Source organism: Endozoicomonas sp. ALD068, from assembly GCF_049310145.1.
GTDB lineage: Bacteria > Pseudomonadota > Gammaproteobacteria > Pseudomonadales > Endozoicomonadaceae > Endozoicomonas_A.
On the sequence record NZ_JBLYNU010000004.1, the window covers coordinates 2,218,133 to 2,241,065 of the forward strand.

At 48.9% G+C, this 22,933-nt stretch carries 8 protein-coding genes; 7 read left to right on the forward strand and 1 reads right to left on the reverse strand.

What is annotated here, in order from left to right; genetic code table 11:
• Positions 1-225: 225 nt before the first annotated feature.
• The 6 genes from ACO6V5_RS07970 (at position 226) to ACO6V5_RS07995 (ending at position 15,623) form a co-directional block, all read left to right on the forward strand.
• A complete protein-coding gene (locus ACO6V5_RS07970) occupies positions 226-3,948 on the forward strand; it encodes a DUF4116 domain-containing protein (protein WP_422408987.1) in 3,723 nt (1,240 codons plus the stop codon).
• Positions 3,949-4,109: 161 nt separating this feature from the next.
• A complete protein-coding gene (locus ACO6V5_RS07975; RefSeq protein WP_422408989.1) occupies positions 4,110-5,063 on the forward strand; it encodes a PEP/pyruvate-binding domain-containing protein in 954 nt (317 codons plus the stop codon).
• On the forward strand, positions 4,954-7,503 hold the full coding sequence (locus tag ACO6V5_RS07980; RefSeq protein WP_422408991.1) for a PEP/pyruvate-binding domain-containing protein: 2,550 nt from the start codon (positions 4,954-4,956) through the stop codon (positions 7,501-7,503). Before ACO6V5_RS07975 ends, ACO6V5_RS07980 begins: the two co-directional genes overlap by 110 nt.
• Positions 7,484-7,654, forward strand: coding sequence for a DUF4116 domain-containing protein (locus tag ACO6V5_RS07985; RefSeq protein WP_422408993.1), 171 nt, complete (start codon positions 7,484-7,486; stop codon positions 7,652-7,654). The genes ACO6V5_RS07980 and ACO6V5_RS07985 overlap by 20 nt, the downstream gene beginning before the upstream one ends.
• 54 nt (positions 7,655-7,708) lie before the next feature.
• Positions 7,709-11,524, forward strand: a complete 3,816-nt coding sequence (locus ACO6V5_RS07990; RefSeq protein ID WP_422408995.1) for a DUF4116 domain-containing protein — start codon at positions 7,709-7,711, stop codon at positions 11,522-11,524.
• A 385-nt stretch (positions 11,525-11,909) separates the two neighbouring features.
• Entirely contained in the window at positions 11,910-15,623 is a 3,714-nt protein-coding gene (locus tag ACO6V5_RS07995; protein WP_422408997.1) for a DUF4116 domain-containing protein, read from the forward strand.
• 76 nt (positions 15,624-15,699) lie between these two features.
• Here ACO6V5_RS07995 and ACO6V5_RS08000 read toward each other — a convergent pair whose 3' ends face one another.
• Positions 15,700-18,819 carry a hypothetical protein gene (locus ACO6V5_RS08000; protein ID WP_422408998.1) on the reverse strand — a complete coding sequence of 1,040 codons (3,120 nt, stop codon included), beginning with the start codon at positions 18,817-18,819 and terminating at the stop codon, positions 15,700-15,702.
• A 338-nt stretch (positions 18,820-19,157) separates the two neighbouring features.
• Here ACO6V5_RS08000 and ACO6V5_RS08005 point away from each other — a divergent pair, with 338 nt between their 5' ends.
• Positions 19,158-22,865, forward strand: coding sequence for a DUF4116 domain-containing protein (locus ACO6V5_RS08005; RefSeq protein ID WP_422409000.1), 3,708 nt, complete (start codon positions 19,158-19,160; stop codon positions 22,863-22,865).
• The last annotated feature ends 68 nt before the right edge of the window (positions 22,866-22,933 follow it).

Sequence of the window (22,933 nt, forward strand, 5' to 3'; positions counted from 1 at the left end):
GATATAATCATCTGCACTCAGCGTTCCCAGAGATTTCTCAATATATTCAGGGTGGGTGTCTGCTATTTTCGAAGGTCGCCCGGAAATTTCGCTACAACCCTCAAGAAACAGCTCTCATTCTGGTCTCTCTGTGCAAGCAGAGGCCTGATGTTGATTTATTGAAACTTTTTTCAAAAGTACCGGTCTCATATAAAGGTAATCAACGAAATCAAGGAAATTAAGGCTATGGATAGCATTCAACCAACAAGATCAGGCCCGACTGAGGACAAATCTGCCCGGTTGTCGGGTGGTCAGGCAGCGTATGCACTCAGCCGTTCTATCACTCCTAACGATCATGAGAGCCCTCCTCACAAGCAGCTGCGGTTAATGAAGGTTGATCCAGGTGAAGCTTTCACGTCTTTTACTCCGCTATCCGCTCGTGGTATCGAATGCCCGGATACGAAAAATAGCAAGCCTGCCAGCCATGACTTGCCAGCTGACTTTTCAACTCTCATCAAAGACGAGCAAATCCGATCCTCTATAGGCGGCAAGGGATTGTTTCTGCACCGTATGCAACAGGCCGGGATTCCGGTTCCACCCTTCACGGTGGTTGACACAACCCTGATCGCCAGGCTCGAGCAACAGCCTTTCCCCGCAAAATGCCTGTTGCCCTTTTTGCCAGATATAGACACGCAGAGTCAGCAATCATTCAGCCTGGAACAACTGCGCACGATCGTTACCAAACTCCCCCACCCGCAACTATCAGAATGGCTTAAGGGTTTATCCGGGTTTATTGCCAGTGAGGATTTCTATCAACAAGTAGAAAATATCAGTGCTGCCCGGGGTATTCGCCATCGCTACTTCAGACTTCGGCAACAAGCCAGTGGAGCCTGTATCGTCCGCAGTTCCGGCGTCGATGAAGACCGCTTCGGCAACGCCCAGGCCGGTCGCTATGATTCCCGGGTTCATGGTGGCGGCGATATCCTGAAAACCTGCCTGCAAGTCCTGTCATCCGCCTACCGGCCTGAAGTCTGCCCGAACGGACAGGTAAAGCCCATGGCGCTGGTCCTGCAGCAGTGCATTCATTGCCTGCTGGGGGGCGCAGTGATCAGCCACTCAACACTAAAGGACAATACCATTGAGGTGGAATATGCACTGGGTCAACCCCGGGGGGCGGTCTCCGGAACCACAGGTATCCGCCCCCATCGCTATTCGATCAAGCGCAGTGATGACGAAAACAGTCAACCAGATCGGCAATTTACCCCGGGTGATGTTACGACACAGTTTGTCCTGGAAAAAATCACCGATGAAGAGACCGGTGAAGCGGGTTATATCGAACGCAGCAAGACGGCAACCACCGATGCAAAAGACATCATGCTCTCTGACAAGATATTGCAAGAACTGCAGAAAAACATAGAAAAGCTCGAAGATATGTTCTGTTGCCCGGTCGATGCTGAGTTCGGCGTGGATGGCGATCTGCAACTCCACCTGTTCCAGAGTCGACCAGTGACTCAGCTGCCGGGCAGTACCCGTTTCTCTGCACCTGCGCCAGCCCGGCCACTGGCTGAAGGAATCATGGTCAGTGAAGGTTGCTGCAGTGGTGTGGCCCTGGCGGTCAACGAACCGGTCAACCCAGAACAGATTCCACCCGGTGCCATTCTGTTTGCCAATCACGCCAGTGACTGGATGCTGGCACCTGATATTTTAAAACGTCTGGGTGGCTGCGTGTTCAAACAGGGAGGAACTAACGATCATGTTGCCATCACCCTGCGTCAGGCGGGTATACCCTGTCTGTTGGCTGGTTGTCAGTATTCTGAGGCATTAAGACAGAGCAGCGGACAACAGGTAACGCTGGTGGCAGGCAGTTTTGCCGACAGCCCCGGAGCCTGTTTGCTGACCGGCGACCAGTCTGCCTACTGGCAGGCCAATAGCAGGACTTCTGGTGAGGATATCATAAGCCGACCCTCAAGCTGTCTCACAGAACCGCCCGACTTCACCAGAGTCGACACAGGTTTTGACTGGCTGAACCGCCAGAATAATCGCTTGCTGGACTACTTTCATGCCGACAGACTACTAAACCACTGCCTTGCTCCGGGTCGAAGCAAGGCAATGAGTATGTCAGCAAACCGAACGAATCTATTACCGGAACTCGGTATGGAGACTCTTCTTCTGCAGAACGATTTGCAGCAATTTCTAACCGGTTATGAGCGCTTTTTATATCTGGCTGCAGGCTCTGAATCGGGCGCCCTATCTTCCGGAGTCCAGCCTTTTGTCAATGAACTCACGGCACTCAAAAAACAATGTAAATACCTGGAGGATGCCATTAATGGTCTCTGCTCAAAAGTGCTCTTGCCGCTGGCTACGGAAGGAGAATTGCCCACCCGGCGGACGAATTTAGGACAATGGCTCAAAGATTGTCAGACCTTGCAGGATAAACTGCAAAAACTGACCCAACCCAGAGAAGTGTGCGATATCCATTCTGCTCATGACCTGATTTACTGGTTTCATCAGCGATTTGTCAGCGCTCTCGCCCCGGTGGCCGAAGCATCCGGCCAAGGTAAAATTACCGAAATTACAGAAAAGAGAATCCTGATTGATTTACTCCCCCGAGGCGTTTCCGGACTATTAAACGACAATTGCATCTCGGTACTGAGCATACTTAACGTAGCCAGTCTTCGCATGCTTAATATGATGGATGCCGCTTTGATTAGTGCAACACTCGGAATACATGCCTGCACCATAACCATGCTGGAACAGGCCGAGGGTGGCAAGGGCCGAACACTCCGCCTCGACATCTCAGATAAGTTTTCCCAAAACGAGAAAAACAGGAATTTACAGGGCAAACTGAAGCGTTTCTGGTTTTTGGTCCAGACACTGCGCTGCGCATCCATTGATAGCAATTCACGGCCAATGGCAATCAGTTTCAATCAAAGTGCGGGAAAAATGACCATAGAATACACTCAGGTTGATACAAAACGAGCATTGCAAGATGGCTTTGTGAAATTGGTGACCATTCTGTCAGGACTCACCAGCATGGATATATCAATCAACAAATTTAATCCCGGTGACACTTCTGAAAAGTGGTATTTTGAAACACTGGTTAAAAAGTGCCAAAACGGGCTGGACGAACCTGAAAATAACTGGATATACAAACATTGTCTGGTACTGGATGCAATCACTAGCCGATATATGCCGACAGAATGGCATTATGATTATACGTTCTTCGATTATCTGGATAGCGAGTACAGACTCTTCTTTGAATTGGCCAAAAGAGCTCGCCACCAGACTAACACATCCAAAGCTCCGAATCGAAATACAGAACTTCGCGAGATCCTTAGCTCAGCGACCAAACACCTTGAGCCGGATGATGCCGCAAGAATAATAAAAGAACTGTTAGCTCACATGGCCATTGGAAGCATATCGACACTCACTTATATTGAACTCTTGCGTGAGGACTTTAATTTAGATGACGACAGGGCTCAGGTTAGATTCCTGGTTCGCCATAACCCAAGGGTATTTGAATATATTGCCGACCGATTTAAGAATGATATTGAAATAGCTGAATCTGCAATAAAAAAGCAAGGAGATTTATTAGAGTATGCCAGCAATCATCTCAAAAATAATAAATCGCTAGTGACGATTGCCGTCAATAATTGTGGTAGAGCCATCGAATATGCCAGTACAGATCTCAAAAATGACCCCGCTGTGGTTTTGTCAGCTACCAGAAACTATGCTTTTGCCTTTTACTATGCCGGACAGACAGTAAAAAACAATGAAGCCCTGTCGAGGAAAATCATTAAGGAAAAACCGGAAGCCATGTACTTTGCTACTGAATCTCTTAAAAATGACAAGGATTTTGTCCTGCCTCTGCTCTCACGATATCCCTGCATTTACGAAGACCTTAGCGATAAACTGAAATCTGATCCGGACATCCAGGCTGCAGCGCAAAGGATGGAAATCTCATACTGATCAACGCCAAATCTCTGCATCCCATGCACTACAGAGGCTGCCTGCTTCATAGCCAGCTCAGTGGATGCGAGTCGCACACCTCAATTAAGCTCGGACTGATTAGTTGAAACTTTTTTCAAAAGCACTGGTCGAAATTAACCAGGATTATGGAAATCACAGTCATGGAAAACACTCAGCTAACAACATCGGGCCTTGCTTCACTCAAACCTGCCCGTAAGCCAAACTGCGACAGAGCATCTGCATTCGCTCGTTCTGTTATTTCTGCCAGACAAGACTCCTCTCCTTGCATGAAGGATAATTCAGACAAAACTCATCTCTCTTGTCCTGAACTCACTGCTCGTGATATCAAACTTCCGAATACGGATAACCGCAGGCCCGTCAGCTATGACTTGCAGCCTGTCACCTTGCCTAGCAGCAATGACAGGCAAACCCGGGCCTTTATGGGCGGCAAGGGGCTGTTTCTGCAGCGTATGCAGCAGGCCAGAATCCCGGTTCCACCCTTCACTGTGGTTGACACAACCCTGATCGCCAGGCTGGAGCAACAGACTTTCCCCGCAAAATGCCTGTTGCCCTTTTTGCCAGATATTGACACCCGGAGCCAGGAATCATTCAGTCTGGAACAACTGCGCACGATCGTTACCAAACTCCCCCATCAGCAACAATCAGAATGGCTCAAGGGGTTATCCGAATTTATTGCCAGTGAGGATTTCTATCGACAGATCAAAAATATCAGTGTTGCCCAGGACATTCGCCATTGCTTCTTTATGCTCCGGCAACAAGCCTGCGAAGCCTGCATCGTTCGCAGTTCCGGCGTCGATGAAGACCGCTTCGGCAATGCCCAGGCCGGTCGCTATGATTCCCGGGTTCATGGTGGCGGCGATATCCTGCAAACCTGCCTGCAAGTCCTGTCGTCCGCCTACCGGCCTGAAGTCTGCCCGAACGGGCAGGTAAAACCTATGGCGCTGATCCTGCAACAGTGCATTCATTGTCAGCTGGGGGGGGGTAGTGATCAGCCACTCAACCTTACAGGACGATACCATTCAGGTGGAATTTGCTCCGGGTCAACCCCGGGGGGCGGTCTCCGGGAATACAGGCATCCGCCCTCATCGTTATAGTATCAGGCGCAGTGATGACGAAAACAGTCAACCAGATCGGCAATTTACCGCTGGAGACGTTACCACACAGTTCGTTCTGGAAAAAATCACCAGTGAAGAGACCGGCGAAGCAGGTTATATCGAGCAGAGCACCTCGGCAACCTCGGATGCAAAAGACATGACGCTCTCTGACGAGATATTGCAACAGCTGCAGAAATACATAAAAAAGCTGGAAAATATGTTCTGTTGCCCGGTCGATATTGAGTTCGGCGTGGATGGCGATCAACAACTCCACGTGTTCCAGTGCCGACCAGTGACCCAGCTGCCGGGCAGTACCCGTTTCTCTGCACCAGCACCCGCCCTGCCAATGGCTGAAGGAATCATGGTGAGTGAAGGTTGCTGTAGTAGTGTGGCCATGGAAGTCACCGAACCGCTCAGCGCAGAACAGATTCCACCCGGAACCCTTCTGTTTGCCAATCACGCCAGTGACTGGATGCTGGCACCCGATATTTTAGAACGTCTGGGCGGCTGCGTGTTCAGACAAGGGGGGACCAACGATCATGTTGCCATCACCCTGCGCCAGGCGGGTGTACCCTGTCTGTTGGCTGGTTGTCAGTATTCTGAGGCATTAAGACAGAGCAGCGGACAACAGGTAACACTGGTGGCAGGCAGTTTTGCCGGCAGCCCAGGAGCCTGTTTGCTAACCGGCGACCAGTCTGCCTTCTGGCAGGCCAACAGCATCACTTCCGGCCAGGATATCATCGGCTTACCCGCAACCACTCCTGTAGAACCGCCCGACTTCACCAGAGTCGACGAAGGTTTTGCCTGGCTGAATCGCCAGAATAACCGGTTGCTGGACTACTTTCGCGCTGACCGGTTACTAAGCCACTGCCTTGGACCAGGGCGAAGCAAGGCGATCAGTATGTCAGCAAACCGATCGGATCTGTTACTACAACTTGGCATGGAGATTCATTTTCTGCAGGACGATTTGCAACGATTTATAACCGGTTATAAGCGTTTTTTAGATCTGGCCATTGGGTCTACAGCGGGCTCGATAGTCAGTTACTTTATCGATGAACTCCCGCTCCTTAAAAAACAATGGCGCTACCTGAAGGATGCTATTGGTGACCTGTACTCAGAAGTGGTCACGCCGCTGGCCAGCAAAGGAGAATTGCCCAGACGACGGACGAATTTCAGACAATGGCTGAGAGATTGCCAGACCTTGCTGGATAAATTGCAAAAACTGAACCAGCCCGGAAGAATGAGCGATATCCATTCTGCCCACGACCTGATCTATTGGCTTCATCGGCGATTTGTCAGTGCTCTTGCCCCGGTGGCTGAAGCATCCGGTCAGGGACAAATTACCGATATTACATTATATGGAACGCTGATTGATGTACTCCCCCAGGGAGTTCCCGGACTATTAAACGACGATTGCCTCTCAGTACTGAGCAAACTTTTTGTAGTAGAGCTAGACATGCTAAATATGGCGGATGCCGCTTTTGTTAATGCAACCCTCGGAGTGCACGTCTGCACCATAACCATGCTGGAAGAGGCTGAGGGAGGCAAGGGCCGAACACTCCGCCTTGACATCTCGGACAAATTTTCCCAAGACGAGAAAAACAAGCACTTACAAGGTAAATTGAAGCGTTTCTGGTTTTTGGTCCAGACGCTCCGTTGCGCATCAATTGATAGCAGTTCACGGCCAATGGCGATCAGTTTCAATCAAAGCGCGGGGAAAATGATCATAGAGTATACCCAGGTTAATTCCACACAAGCATTACAGAAAGCCTTTGTGAAATTGGTGAACATTCTGTCCGGGCTCACCTCCATGGATATATCAATCAACCAATCTAATTTCAGTAAAAATACTGACAAATGGTATTTTGAAACGCTGATTAAAAGGTGTCAAAACGGGCTGGACGAACCAGTAAATAACCGGACGTTCAAACATTGCCTGGTATTGGATGCAATCAATGACAGAGATGCTGCTTATTGGCATCATGAATATACTTTCCTCGATTATCTGGATAGCGAATACAAGCTGTTTTTTGATATGGCCAATAAAGCTTGTCATTGTATTAAGGCAACTGAAGATCCGAACACAAATTCAGAACTTCGGCAAATATTTAATGCTGATACCAAAGACCTTGAGCCGAATGATGCCGCAAGAATAATAAAAGAACTGTTACTTTCCATGGCTATTGCAAGCGGCTCGCCATTGCAGGACGCTTGCATTGAACTCCTGCGTGAGGACTTTGATTTAGATCATGACAAGGATCTGGTGCTTTTGCTGGTTCGGCAAAACCCTTGGATATTTAAAAATGTCGCCGACCTATTCAAGGATGATATTGACATAGCTAAAACTGCCATAGAACAGGAAACTGATTTATTAGCCTTTGCCAGCGAACGTCTCAAAAACAATACATCGCTGGTATCGCTTGCCGTCAATAATCATTGATTGTGCTCTCCACTCTGCCAGTAAAGATCTCAAAAATGACAATGATGTGATTCTGTCAGCTACCAGAAGAAATATTTATTCCTTTGACTATGCCAGGTCGTTAGCAAAAAACATTGAAGCCCTGTTGAGGATAAGACTGACGGATAGTTGAAACTTTTTTCAAAAACACCAGTCAAATATAGAAAGGATTATGGAGATCACAGTCATGGAAAACACTCAGCTAACAACATCGGGCTTAGCATTACCCACATCTGCCTGTTCGCCAAAATGCGAAAAAGCATCTGCATCTGCATTCGCTCGTTCTGTTATTTCTGCCAAGCAAGATTTCCCACCCTGCATGAAGGATAATTCAGACAAAACTGTCCTCTCTTGTCCTCAACTACCTGCTCGTGATATCAAACTTCCGAATACGGATAACCGCAGGCCTGCCAGCCATGACTTGTCCAGCTTGCAAGCCAACAATGACCGGGCCTTTGTGGGCGGCAAGGGACTGTTTCTGCACCATATGCAGCAGGCCGGGATCCCGGTTCCACCCTTCACTGTGGTTGACACTGCTCTGGTCGCCAGGCTGGAGCAACAGCCTTTCCCCAAAAAATGCCTGTTGCCCTTTTTGCCACACATAAACATGCGGAGCCAGAAATCATTCAGTCTGGAACAATTGCGCACGATCGTTACCAAACTCCCCCATCCGCAACAATCAGAATGGCTCAAGGGGCTATCCGGATTTATTGCCAGTGAGGATTTCTATCAACAGGTCAAAAAAACCAGTGCTGCCAGGGAGATTCACCATTGCTACACCCTACTTCGGCAACAAGCCAGGGGAGCCTGCATCGTCCGAAGTTCCGGCGTCGATGAAGACTGCTTCGGCAATGCCCAGGCCGGTCGCTATGATTCCCGGGTTCATGGTGGCGGCGATATCCTGAAAACCTGCTTACAAGTCCTGTCATCCGCCTACCGGCCTGAGGTCTGCCCGAACGGTCAGGTAAAACCCATGGCGCTGGTCCTGCAGCAATGCATTCATTGCCGGCTGGGGGGTGTAGTGATCAGCCACTCAACCTTGGAAGACGATGCCATGGAGCTGGAATATGCACAGGGGCAACCACGGGGGGCCGTCTCCGGAAATGCAGGCATCCGCCCCCATCGCTATACGATCAGGCGCAGTAATGACGAAAACAGCCAACCGGATCGGCAATTTACCCCGGGAGACGTTAGCAGCCAGTTTGTTCTGAAAAAAATCACCGGTGGAGAGGGTTATGTTGAAGAGTGCATTGCGACAACCGGCAATGCAAAAGAAATCAGGCTTACTGACAAGGTATTACAACAAGTCCAGAAACATATAGAACAGCTGGAAAATATGTTCTATTGCCCGGTGGATGTGGAGTTCGGTGTCGATAACCGGGGGAATGTCTTCGTCTTCCAGTGCCGACCAGTGACCCAGCTGCCGGGCAGTAGCCGTTTCTGTGCAGCCGCTCCCTCCCTGCCTTTGGCTGAAGGAACCCTGGTCAGTGAAGGTTACTGCAGTGGCCTGGCCCTGGTGGTCAACGAGCTGGTCAGCGCGGAACAGATTCCGCCCGGTAGCATTCTGCTTGCCAATCACGGCAGTGACTGGATGCTGGCACCGGATATTTTAAAACGTCTGGGCGGCTGCGTGTTCAAACAGGGAGGAACCAACGATCATGTTGCCATCACCCTGCGTCAGGCGGGTATACCCTGTCTGGTGGCTGGTTCTCAATATTCTGAGGCAGCCAGCGGGCAACAGGTCACACTGGTGGCAGGCAGTTTTTCCGGCAGCCCCGGAGCCTATTTGCTGACAGGCGACCAGTCTGCCTTCTGGGAGGCCAATAGTACCCATTCCGGACAGGAGACCGTCAGCTCACCCGCAACAGGTGCTGCAGAACCCCCGGACTTCACCCGGGTCGACGAAGGTTTTAGCTGGCTGAATCGCCAAAATAACCGCTTGCTGGATTATTTTCTCCCTGACCGAATACTCAGTCACTGCCTTGGCCCGAGGCGGAGCAAGGTCGTGAGCATGTCAGCAAACCGATCGGATCTGTTGCAACAGCTTGGCACGGAGATTCGGCTGTTGCAGGATGATTTGCAACTGTTTGTATCCGGTTATACGCGCTTTTTAGATCTGGCCAAAGTGTCTCAATCCGATAAAGCACACATTAAAGTGCGAGCCTTTTGCAATGAAATCCAGCTCCTTGAAAAACAATGCAAGAGCCTGAAAGATGCCATTGATAACCTGTGTTCAAAAGTAGTCATACCGCTGACCACTGGCCTGAAAGCATCCAGCCAGCCTGCGAATTTCAGACAATGGCTGAAGGATTGCGAGACCTTGCGAGATAAATTGCAAACACTGACCCAGCCCGAGGAAGTGACAGCTATCCATTCTGCTCATGACCTTATTTACTGGCTTCATAAGCGATTTGTTAAAGCTCTTGCCCCGGTGGCTAAAGCATCAGGACAGGGAGAAATTACCAAATTTGCTGAAAAGAGATCGCTGATTGATATGCGCCCCCCAGGCGCTTACGGACTATTAAACCACCATTGCATCTCGTTACTGAGGAATATTCCCGGATTGAAGCTAGGTGTGCTTAACATGGCGGATGCTGCTTTTGCCACTATATCCCTCGGACAACACGTCTGCACCATAACCATGCTGGAACAGGCTGAGGGAGGCAAGGGCCGTACACTCCGCCTCGACATCTCGGACGATTTTTCCCAAGACCAGAGAAACATGCACCTACAGGGTAAATTGAAGCGTTTCTGGTTTTTGGTCCAGACACTCCGTTGTGCATCGATTGATGAAAGTTCACGGCCAATGGCGATCCGCTTCAATCAAAGCACGGGTAAAATAACCGTAGAGTGCAATCAGGTTGATTCCACATCAGCATTACAGGAGGCCTCTGTGAAATTGTTGGTTATTCTGTCAGCACTGCGCGACATGGATATGTCACTCAGCGATTCTTATCAGGGTGCTACTGATCAGTGGGATTTTGAAACACTGGTTAAAAGGTGCCAAAACGGACTGGACGATCCCTTAAATAAGTCGACATACAAACAATGCCTGGTATTGGATGCAATCATAAGAAATGAGACAAGCTTCAAAAAATACGTGCTATTGGATTCAATCTCAGGGGGCAGGGATGGTGACTTCGACGATCGTCTAGACCACTACGGACCTCGTGTTTCGCTCCTTGATTATCTGGAAAGTGAATACAGGCTCTTTTATGAAATGGCCAAAGAAGTCCAAGACTGGCTTCAGACAACTGAGGACTCGAATAACCATACGGAACTTCGCCAAGTCATGACCACTGCTACCAGCCACCTTGAGCCGAAGGCTGCACCAGGAATTATAAAAGAACTGTTATTTTGTATGGCTAGTCTGGATGATTGGCGGCGCATACGTGATGTTGCTATTAAACTCTTGCGTGAGGACTTTGATTTGGATAAGGATAGAGGTCTGGTGCTTCTGCTGGTTAAGCAAAATCCAAAGATATTTGCATCTCTCGATGACAAATTGAAGGATGATGTTGACATCGCTAAAACTGCAATAGAACAAAATCCATATTTTTTACAATATGCCAGCGATCGTCTCAGAAATGATAGAACGCTGGTAAAGATTGCCGTCAAAAAAGATGGTCATGCAATCAAGTATGCCAGCAGCAAGCTCAGGAATGACCACGAGGTGGTTCTGTTGGCCGTGAAAAAGATTGCGTCTCCCCTTCTTGATGCCGGGGAGAAAGCAAGAAACGATAAAGCCTTGTTGAGAATTATCATTAAGGAGCAACCCTTAGCCTTCGCATGCATTGATGATTCCCTTAAAAATGACAAGAAATTTATTCTTCGACTGCTCTCACAACAGCCTTGCATCTATAAATATTTCAGCAACAGTCTGAAATCTGATCCGGATATTCTGGCCGCAGCCAGTCAAAGGAATATAGTTGAACCTGAAATCACGAGCTCAGATCAGCCTGAAAAGCCGACAGACCAGGGCTCTTCGTGTGTAATCCTCTGACTCTGACTTTCACCTTCTGAGTGCGCTTTTGTGAACGGATGGGGTGCAGAAAAAGATGACCGGTACCCGATGTTGTCCCGAAGATTTCGCTACACCCCTCAAGAAACACCTCTCATTCTGTTATACCAATCGAACTTTCTAACTCCCTATTGCGCTGAAGATTTGAGCCTTAATCCTGCGTTGGCGATCGTCGCCATAGCTAAGGCTATGACTCCTCACGCCGCCTTGTCTTAAGGCTCAAATCTCCATGCTCATTGCGGGAGTTAGAAAATACGATTGGTATTAGCTCTGTGCAAGAAGAGGTCTGGTGTTCATTTATTGAAACTTTTTTCAAAAGTAAGGGTCTTATTTCAAAGAAATCAAGGAAATCCAGGAAATCAAGGCTATGGAGAGTATTCAACCCACAAAATCAGGTCCGACTGAGGACAAATCAGTCCGGTTATCGGGTGATCAGGCAGCGTACGCACTCAACCGTTCTGTCACTCCTTACGATCATGAGAGCCCTTCTCGCAAGCAGCTGCAGTTAATGAAGGTTTATCCAGGTAAAGCTTTCCCGTCTTTTACTCCGCTACCCGCTCGTGGTGTCGAACATCCGGTTACGAAAAATAGCAAGCCTGCCAACCATGACTTGCCACCTGACATTTCTACTCTCATCACAGACGAGCAAATCCGATCCTCTTTTGGCGGCAAAGGATTGTTTCTGCAGCGTATGCAGCAGGCCGGTATCCCGGTTCCACCCTTCACTGTGGTTGACACAACCCTGGTCGCCAGACTGGAGCAACAGTCTTTCCCAGCAAAATGCCTGTTGCCCTTTTTGCCAGATATTGACTCGCGGGGTCAGGAATCATTCAGTCTGGAACAATTGCGCAGGACTGTTACCGAACTCCCCCATCTGCAACAATCAGAATGGCTCAAGGGGTTATCCGGGTTTATTGCCAGTGAGGATTTCTATCAACTCGTCAAAAATATCAGTGCTGCCCGGGATATTCGCCATTGCTTCTTCAGGCTCCGGCAACAAGCCGGGGAAGCCTGCATCGTCCGCAGTTCCGGCGTCGATGAAGACCGCTTCGGCAACGCCCAGGCCGGTCGCTATGATTCCCGGGTTCATGGTGGCTGCGATATCCTGAAAACCTGCCTGCAAGTCCTGTCCTCCGCCTACCGACCTGAAGTCTGTCCAAACGGACAGGTAAAACCCATGGCGCTGGTCCTGCAGGAGTGTATTCATTGTCAGCTGGGGGGTGTAGTGATCAGCCACTCAACGTTACAGGACGATACCATTCAGGTGGAATTTGCACCAGGTCAACCCCGGGGGGCGGTCTCTGGAAATACAGGTATCCAACCCCATCGCTATACGATCAGGCGCAGTCATGACGAAAACAGTCAACCGGATCGGCAATTTACCGCTGGAGACGTTACCACTCAGTTTGTTCTGGAAAAAATCACCGGTGAAGAGACCGGCGAAGCAGGTTATATCGAACAAAGCACGACGGCATCCTCGGATGCAAAAGACATCATGCTCTCTGACGAGATATTGCAAAAACTGCAGCAATACACAGAACAGCTGGAAGATATGTTCTGTTGCCCGGTCGATATTGAGTTCGGCGTGGATGGCGATCAGCAACTCTACGTGTTCCAGTGCCGACCAGTGACCCAGCTGCCGGGCAGTACCCGTTTCTCTGCACCTGTGCCAACCCTGCCACTGGCTGAAGGAATCATGGTCAGTGAAGGTTGCTGCAGTGGTGTAGCCATGGCGGTCACCGAACCGGTCAAGGCAGAACAGATTCCGCCCGGAACCCTTCTGTTTGCCAATCACGCCAGTGACTGGATGCTGGCACCCGATATTTTAAAACGTCTGGGCGGCTGCGTGTTCAACCAGGGGGGAACCAACGATCATGTTGCCATCACCCTGCGCCAGGCGGGTATACCCTGTCTGTTGGCTGGTTCTCAGTATCCTGAGGCATTAAGACAGAGCAGCGGACAACAGGTAACACTGGTGGCAGGGAGTTTTGCCGGCCGCCCCGGAGCCTGTTTGCTAAACGGCGACCAGTCTGCCTTCTGGCAGGCCCATAGCACCAGTTCCAGACAGGATATCATCAGCTCACCCGCAACCGGTGCTGCTGAGCCACCGAACTTCAACCGAGTCGACGAAGGTTTTGACTGGCTGAATCGCCAAAATACCCGGTTGCTGGACTATTTTCACCCTGACCGGTTAGCAGGCTTCTGCCTTGGCCCGGGGCGAAGTAAGGCCGTCAGCATGTCAGCAAACCGATCGAAACTATTAGAACAGCTTGGCATCGAGATTCAGCAGCTACAAGAGGATTTACAACGATTTGTATCCGGTTATCAGAACTTTTTAACGCTGGCCACAGCGTCTGAATCGAATGCAATAGCAGCCGAAGTCCAACCCTTTACCGAGGAACTCTCATCCCTTGAAACACAAAGCAATTGCCTGAAAGATGCCATTGCTAACCTGCGCTCAAAAGTGGTCATACCGCTGACCAGCGACCAGGAAGTACCGGACCAGTCTGCGAATTTCAGACAGTGGCTGAGAGATTGCCAGGCCTTGCTGGATAAATTGCAAAAACTGAACCAGCCAGAAGAAGTGCGCGATATCCGCTCTGCCCACGACCTGATTTACTGGCTTCATCAGCGATTTGTTAGCGCTCTCGCCCCGGTGGCAGCAGCATCAGGGCAGGGACAAATCACCAAAATCACAGAAAATAGAACACTGATTGACATACTCCCCCAAGGAGTTCCCGGACTATTAAACGACAATTGCCTTTTTGTACTGAGAAGACTTGGCATAGTAAAGCTACGCATGCTTAATATGGTGGATGCCGCTTTTATTAATGCAACCCTCGGAGTGCACATCTGCACCATAGCAATGCTGGAACAGGCCGAGGGAGGTAAGGGCCGTACACTTCGGCTCGACATCTCTGATCGTTTTTCCCAAGACGAGGAAAAAAAACACCTACAGGGCAAATTGAAACGTTTCTGGCTTTTGGTCCAGACACTACGTTGTGCATCAATTGATAAAAGTTCACGACCAATGGCGATCAGTTTCAATCAAAACGCGGGGAAAATGATCATAGAATACACCCAGGTTGATACCACCTTAGCGTTACAGAATGGCTTTGTGAAATTGATCACTGTCCTGAGAGGACTGCCCTCGATGGATATATCAATCAACAATTTTAATCGCGGAAATAATACCGATAAGTGGTATTTTGAAACACTGGTTAAAAAGTGCCAAAACGGGTTGAACGACGACCTGAATAGCTGGATATTCAAACATTGCCTGGTATTGGATGTCATCAAAAGCCGCCATATACCCTCATACTACTATGACTTTGCGTTCCTTGATTTTCTGGACGGCGAATACAGGTTCTTCCATGAAATGGTCCAACAAGTTGATGATTTTCTTAACACAACTCAAGGCCCGGATAGAAGTTCAAATCTTCGTCAAATCCTGACCGCTGCTACCGGACACCTTCAGCCGAATTATGCTGCAAGAATAACAAAAGAACTGCTAGCTCACATGGCCATTGAAACCCACTCTCCAAAGATTTTTATTTTACTCCTGCGTGAGAACTTTGATATAGATCACGACAGGAATCTGGTGCTTTTCCTGGTGCAACAAAACCCAAATGTATTCAGATATATCTCCGACGAATTCAAGGATGATATTGAAATAGCCAAATCTGCAATAGGACAGCAAGGGCTGTCATTAAAATATGCCAGCGCTCGTTTCAAAAAGGATAGAGTGCTGGTAATGCTTGCCATTAAAAGTGATGGCTGTGCACTAAAGTATGCCGGTACGGATCTCAAAAATGACCCTGATGTGGTTATGGCGGCTACCAGAAGGCATTTTGATGCCTTTCACTATGCCGGGCAGACAGTAAAAAACAATAAAACCCTCTTGAGAATACTCATTGAAGAAAACCCTAAGGTCATGGACTTTGCTCCTGAGTCCCTTAAAAACGACAAGGACTTTGTTCTGCCACTGCTCTCAAGGGATGTCCGCATTTACGAATACCTTGGCGAGGAACTGAAATCTGATCCGGATATTCAGGCTGCAGCCCGGAACCAGGACGCTTGATTCAGGCAATAGAGCAATAGGCACAACTTATGAGGCTGGCTGTGCCTATTCCAGCCAGCCTTGTTGCGTCTTCGCTTCATTCCTTATACGGCAAAACACTAACATCACGATCAGGAACAACCTTCACGGGCACCCGCATTTCCTGCAGCTTTACCTTACCTTTCTTGTCATATCCCCTGAAACGTTTCTCATTAACCACCGCAAATCCTCTTTTCTCAAGCGCTCTTTTTGCCTTACGTGATTTCAGGGTTTCCTGGGTTAATGTGCCGAGGCTCATGAGTATCCCTTTGGATTGCAGTCGTTGCACCTCCTGAACGATGGCCTCTTGTGTTTCAGTGCTCAGTAATCTGAAGCCATGGCGACACTGCATCTTTTCCAGACGGGTCATTCTTTCAGGCACCCTGACTTGTCTGAGATCATGAAAACTGTTGTGGATGCCACGGGTAATCCCCTTTTTCTGGTCAGTCTTGCACTCTGTATGGTCAGGGCTGGAACAGGTGTTAATGCCTGCACGGCTGGCAATATAGCGCCGGACGTTATCATCCAGGTATTTTTCCATGTTCTGCAGAGGCAGGGGCGTGTGTTCAAATTTATCGGTGATAGCGGTCCTGTCAGGCTGGAGCTGGAAAGTTTGAACATAGGGAACCGTCCGCAGGTCTTTGCTGTCACTGCCAGTGACTTGTAGCAGATCAGCAGCACCGTGCATGGCGGCTTCCAGTTGCTGTTGCAAGTCCGGTTTCAGGGCAGGACCATGGGTGAAATTCCGGGTCAGTTGCGACGGCAGATCCAGACGCGATGGGTCAAACTGTCTGGGCTTTTGTCGGTCTTTGAAGAGTCCCGGGAACGAGGCATCAACCCCGCTGAATCGGATAAAGTCCATGCGGTCGGCAAAGCGCAATACATGCAGATAACCGCGAACCTGTGTGGACAGATTCTGGTCGCTCTTACCCTGTAGGTCGTCTTCCTTGCGGGCCAGTGCTTCGGCAATATCATTCAGCTGATGTTGTGGGTACTGCCCCTTCAGATCCCGCTTGAAATAGGAAGCCGCCCTGTCTTCTTCATCCTCTTTGGGGACATCTTCTGCAGCGGCATCATGATAGATGATCGCCAACGACAACAGGTTCTTTTCAGATTCAGAGAAACGCATCAGATCGGATTTCTCCAGCAACTCGATGTACCACAACAGATTGTTCCGGGCCCGCAATACATGACTGCAGTTGTGATCAGGCTTCCATACCCCGGGCAATGTGTCACTGCCAAGGCATTGGATGACTCGCTCAGGACCGGGGCGACGGTAATAATGCTGCAGTATTTTCAAAATGGTCTCTTCGTTATCCCTGGCATTGGGCAAAACCGGTGGAACGCTGAAGGCGTCAACGAGAAATTGCAACTCCTCTGGTTGCGTCAGGGAGGCAGGTTGGGCAGATCGACAGTCGCTGAGGCCGAGGGACTTTTGCAGTTCGACTATTTGTTGTTGCTCTGCTTTGACTTTTTCTGGCCATTGCTGGTAAAAGGGCTGTTTATCTCGGCATTTCCAGAGTGCTTTAATCCAGATGATATAGTCATCTGCACTCAGCTTTCCCAAGGATTCTTTGATGCCTTTAGGGCCGGTGTCAGCTATTTCTTTTCTCACGGCGCTTAATGTTTGCTCATTGGGCTTGCCAAAATGAAACAGTGCTAACAAATAATTCCTAAGTTGGTTAAAGGGATGATGTCCCTCAAAAGGTCGTTGAAGGACAAGGTAAAACGCTTCCTGCAGTTGTGCTGAACTGAGTCTCAGACAACGCTGATGAAACTCCAGCATCACAGCCGGATCATTGCAAGATGGGTGGCAAAGTATCATAGACCGTAAATCAATACCCTTGTAGGATAATCCCAACGCCTTCAGATGGCGGCAAAGCCTTATTGAATAAAAATCCTGTAGAATGTTGTTGGCGGTTTTCTCATTAACAGACACTCCGCATTTGGCCAGATCAGTGGCTAATTGGACAAAAATAGCTTCCTGTTTAGCTGTCCAGCTCATACACTGGTCTTCGTCAGCTGCTGTCTCTCTGTGAAGATGGTCGTAAAGACATAATTCGCCTGCTGATTCGATCAACACATCAAATAGTGTTTGGTATTCTCCTTCGTAAAATACTTTCTTTTGTACAGGGAAACCCTGGTCTATTAATTTCCGTAAGCGTTGATGAGTGGAGGAATCCGGGTTCGTTACCAGTTTCATAATGTCCTCAACCTGAACCGGATGCCGCTGTGTTGGCAGATACTGTTGATTCAGAATTTCTGCTTTTAACGGCAATGGCAGAAGATTCAATAACATCATCAAGATCTCTTCAGAAATGTTATGGGATATCGCAAAATTTCTGAGCCTGGCTTCATTAAGCGTTAACAGATGATCACTGGGGAGTTCATCCTCAAAATAAACCTCTGCAGAACCGCCTTGCCTGGAAAACACCAGCCAGGGCAATGGGTCTATGCCTAAAGCCTCCTCTAATTGGTGTTTATCCTGCAAATGATCGGTAATACTTTTGGCAATGTTCTCTTTGATCGTGAAAAAACACTTGATGTGTGATTTTGTATAGCCGGTGGTTAGCCATTCTGCAGGGTTTCTTAACTTTTCATTATCTTTTTCCCTGAATTCGGGCGCTTTGAATGTGCCGTTCGGTCGCAGTTCACCTGACGTAGACTTCCTGTATACACTACAGAGCCGGTCAGCTTGCTCGAGCTTTTTCAATCTCAGTGAACTGTGGTCAGGGAGGCATTTAGTAGAAAGTTCATCCGGCTTTAAACCCCTGAACTGTAAATGAGCTGTAACAGCATGATTTTTATAAGCAGCGAGCGTATCGGGTTTTAGAATGCCAACTGTGACATCTTTCGTTGGGGGTAATAAAGAAGGCACATCTTCGATAATCAGGTTGACCGGTCTTGGTGCTTTTGGATACTCGTCGTTATGGTCATGATAAATCGACTCTTTTTCGAATCTTGTATAACATGATTCCGAGTCGCACGCCCGAATCTGTCGAGCCCCCAAAGTGCCGACCTTCAGGGCTGCGTGCAATTCCTGTCTTAGCTGCTCTCTGCTACCCGGGGACAGGCAGTGTGCAGTGTTTGAATTTTTGCCAGATTGCGCCGAACAACTCTCAGGGTTCGTAAACGATGCTGTCGAGAGTGAATTTCCTGTTTCTGGTAATGAATCCATATCAATAACCCCTGGAGTAATTGCAAAATCATTGTGATGTCCGGATTAGAATTACCCCACTCGTATTGCCGCCCTGATGTTCCTGAAGCAAGGAAGCGTTAAACATAGAGATAAACCCGACGTCATTCCTGAGCCGCTGGTGAGTCACTGCTGACGATGAATACCTGACTTCATCGGGATGATGGTGTTGGTATTAAGGTTCTTTTAAAAACGGCACTATAGTTTCTGACTTTTTTACATCAAAAAAGTTCCTGCAGCTTAAACCCGGACTGACGATTAGTTGAAACTTTTTTCAAAAGCACCGGTCAGATGTGAGAAGAATTATAGAGATCACAGTCATGGAAAAGGCTCAACCAACAACACCAGGCTTAACTTCACTGAAACCTGCCCGTAAGCCAGACTGCAACAGCGCATCTGCATTCGCTCGTTCTGTTATTTCTGCCAGGCAAGACTCTCCTCCTGACATGGGGCACTGGACGGATAATTCAGACAAAACGCTTCTCTCTTGTCCTCAACTACCTGCTCGTAATATCAAACTTCCGAATACGGATAACCACAGACCTACCGGCCATGACTTGCAGCTTGACACCTTGTCAGTCACCGATGACAGGCAAACCCGGGCCTTTATGGGCGGCAAGGGACTGTTTCTGCAGCGTATGCAGCAGGCCAGTATCCCGGTTCCACCCTTTACTGTGGTTGACACAACCCTGGTCGCCAGGCTGGAGCAACAGCCTTTCCCCGCAAAATGCCTGTTGCACTTTTTGCCAGATATTGACACCCGGAGCCAGGAATCTTTCAGCCTGGAACAATTGCGCACAATCATTAGCGAACTCCCCCATCCGCAACAATCAGAATGGCTGAAGGGGTTATCCGGATTTATTGCCAGTGAGGACTTCTATCAACAGGTCAAATATGTCAGTGCTGCCGAGGATATTCGTCATCGCTACTTCATGCTTCAGCAACAAGCCAGCGAAGCCTGCATCGTTCGCAGTTCCGGTGTCGATGAAGACCGCTTCGGCAACGCCCAGGCCGGTCGCTATGATTCCCGGGTTCATGGTGGCGGCGATATCCTGAAAACCTGCCTGCAAGTCCTGTCCTCCGCCTACCGGCCTGAAGTCTGTCCAAACGGACAGGTAAAACCCATGGCGCTGGTCATGCAGGAGTGCATTCATTGCCAGCTGGGGGGCGTAGTGATCAGCCACTCAACCTTACAGGACGATACCATTCAGGTGGAATTTGCTCCGGGTCAACCCCGGGGGGCGGTCTCCGGACGTACAGGCATCTGCCCTCATCGCTTCAGGATCAGGCGCAATGATGACGAAAACAGTCAACCGGATCGGCAATTTACCGCTGGAGACGTTACCACACAGTTTGTTCTGGAAAAAATCACCGACGAAGAGACCGATGAAACGGGTTATATCGAACAGAGCACCACGGCAACCACCGATGCAAAAGACATCATGCTTTCTGACAAGATATTGCAAAAACTGCAGGAATACACAGAACAGTTGGAAGATATGTTCTGTTGCCCGATGGATATTGAGTTCGGCGTGTCTATGTTAGGGCAATTGTACCTGTTCCAGTGTCGGCCAGTGACCCAGCTGCCGGGCAGTACCCGTTTCTCTGAACCAGCACCAGCCGTGTCGATGGCTGAAGGCATCATGGTCAGTGAAGGTTGCTGCAGTGGTTTGGCCCTGGCGGTCAACGAACCGGTCAACGCAGAACAGATCCCGTCCGGAACCCTTCTTTTTGCCAATCACGCCAGTGACTGGATGCTGGCACCCGATATTTTAAAACGTCTGGGCGGCTGTGTGTTCAAACAAGGGGGAACCAACGATCATGTTGCCATCACCCTGCGTCAGGCGGGTATACCCTGTCTGTTGGCTGGTTGTCAGTATTCTGAGGCATTAAGACAGAGCAGCGGACAACAGGTAACACTGGTGGCAGGCAGTTTTGCCGGCAGCCCCGGAGCCTGTTTGCTGACCGGCGACCAGTCTGCCTTCTGGCAGGCCAATAGCACCACTTCCGGTCAGGATATCGTCAGCTTACCCGCAAGCAGTCCTGCAGAACCACCCGAGTTCACCAGAGTCGATGAAGGTTTTGGCTGGCTGAATCGCCAGAATGACCGGTTGCTGGACTACTTTCGCGCTGACCGGTTACTTAGCCATTGCCTTGGACCAGGACGAAGCAAGGCAATCAGCATGTCAGCAAACCGATCGGATCTGTTATCACAACTTGGCAGGGAGATTCATCTTCTGCAGGGCGATCTGCAACAATTTTTATCCGGTTATCGGCGTTATTTAGATCTGGCCGTCGGGTCTGAAGCGGTTGCTATACCCTCCAAAATCCAGCCCTTTACCGATGAACTCCCGTACCTTGAAACACAATTGATAGACCTGGAGGATGCCATTGATGACCTTTACACAGAAGTGGTCACGCCGCTGGCTGGCAATGAAGAATTGCCCTCCCGGCGGACGGATTTCGGACAATGGCTGAGAGATTGCCAGACCTTGTTGGATACATTGCAAAAACTGAACCAGCCCAGTTATGAATGCGAAATCTGTACTGTCCACGACCTGATCTACTGGCTTCATCAGCAATTTGTCAACGCTCTCGCGCCGGTGGCTGGCGCATCCGGCCAGGGAAAAATTACCGAAGTTGAAGAAGACAAAACGCTGGTTGAGATACTCCCCCGGGGAGTTTCCGGACTATTAGACGACAATTGCATCTCGGTACTGGGCAAGCCTAGTTTATTTGAACTAAGCGTGCTGAATATGGTGGATGCCGCCTTTGTTAATGCAACTCTGGGAGTGCACATCTGTACCATAACCATGCTGGAACAGGCCGAGGGAGGCAAGGGCCGAACACTCCGCCTCAACATCTCAGATGATTTTTCCCAAGACAAGAAAAACGAGCACTTACAGGGTAAATTGAAGCGTTTCTGGTTTTTGGTCCAGACACTGCGTTGCGCATCATTAGATAAAAGTTCACGGCCAATGGCGATCAGCTTCAATCAAAGCGCGGGAAAAATGACCATAGAGTATACCCGGTTTGATTCCACACCAGCATTACAGAAGGCCTTTGTGGAATTGGTGAACATTCTGTCCGGGCTCACCTCCATGGATATATCAATCAACCAATTTAATTTCAGTAAAAATAACGACAAATGGTATTTTGAAACGCTGGTTAAAAGGTGTCAAAACGGGCTGGACGAACCTTTAAATAACTGGACGTTCAAACATTGCCTGGTATTGGATGCAATCAATGACAGGGAGGCAGATTATTGGAATCATGAATATACTTTCCTCGATTATCTGGATAGCGAATACAAGCTGTTTTTTGATATGGCCAGTAAAGCTTGTCATTTTATTGAGGCAACTGAAGATCCGAATAGAAATTCAGAACTTCGCCAAATATTTAATGCTGATACCAAACACCTTGAGCCGAATGATGCTGCAAGAATAATAAAGGAACTGCTCTGTAGCATGGCCATTGCAAGCGAATGGCAGGGGCGGGAAGCTTGCATTGAACTGCTGCGAGAGGACTTTGATTTAGATCATGACAGGGATCTGGTACTTTCGCTGGTTCAGCAAAGCCCGGAAATATTTAGTTTGATCGCCGACCTGTTTAAAGATGATACTGACATAGCGAAATCTGCCATAGAGCAGCAAGGAGATTTGTTAGCTTATGCCAGTGAACGTCTCAGAAATGACAAGTCGCTGGTAAAGCTTGCCATCAATAATTATGCGGATGCACTCAAATATGCCAGCACGGATCTCAGGAATGACCCGCAAGTGGTTTTGTTGGCTACCAGAAGCTATTTTCCTGCCTTTTACTATGCCGGACAGACAGCAAAAAACAACAAAGTCCTGTTGAGGACAATCATTGAGGAAAATCCTTTAGCCATGTTCTATGTCGCTGATTCCCTTAAAAATGACAAGGATTTTGTCCTGCCTCTGCTCTCACGAGTTCCCCAAATCTACGAATACCTTAGCGACAAACTGAAATCTGATCCGGATATTCAGTCTGCAGCTGAAAGGATGTAGTGGAATGGGTGACCATTCTGTCAGGTCTGACCTCCGTGGATATATAAATCAACCCATTTAATCCCAGT

Coding starts and splice junctions, on each gene's coding strand:
- ACO6V5_RS08000 (WP_422408998.1), bottom strand. CDS start 18,819: ATGGATTCATTACCAGAAACAGGAAATTCACTCTCGACAGCATCGTTT.
- ACO6V5_RS07975 (WP_422408989.1), top strand. CDS start 4,110: ATGGAAAACACTCAGCTAACAACATCGGGCCTTGCTTCACTCAAACCT.
- ACO6V5_RS07995 (WP_422408997.1), top strand. CDS start 11,910: ATGGAGAGTATTCAACCCACAAAATCAGGTCCGACTGAGGACAAATCA.
- ACO6V5_RS07970 (WP_422408987.1), top strand. CDS start 226: ATGGATAGCATTCAACCAACAAGATCAGGCCCGACTGAGGACAAATCT.
- ACO6V5_RS07990 (WP_422408995.1), top strand. CDS start 7,709: ATGGAAAACACTCAGCTAACAACATCGGGCTTAGCATTACCCACATCT.
- ACO6V5_RS08005 (WP_422409000.1), top strand. CDS start 19,158: ATGGAAAAGGCTCAACCAACAACACCAGGCTTAACTTCACTGAAACCT.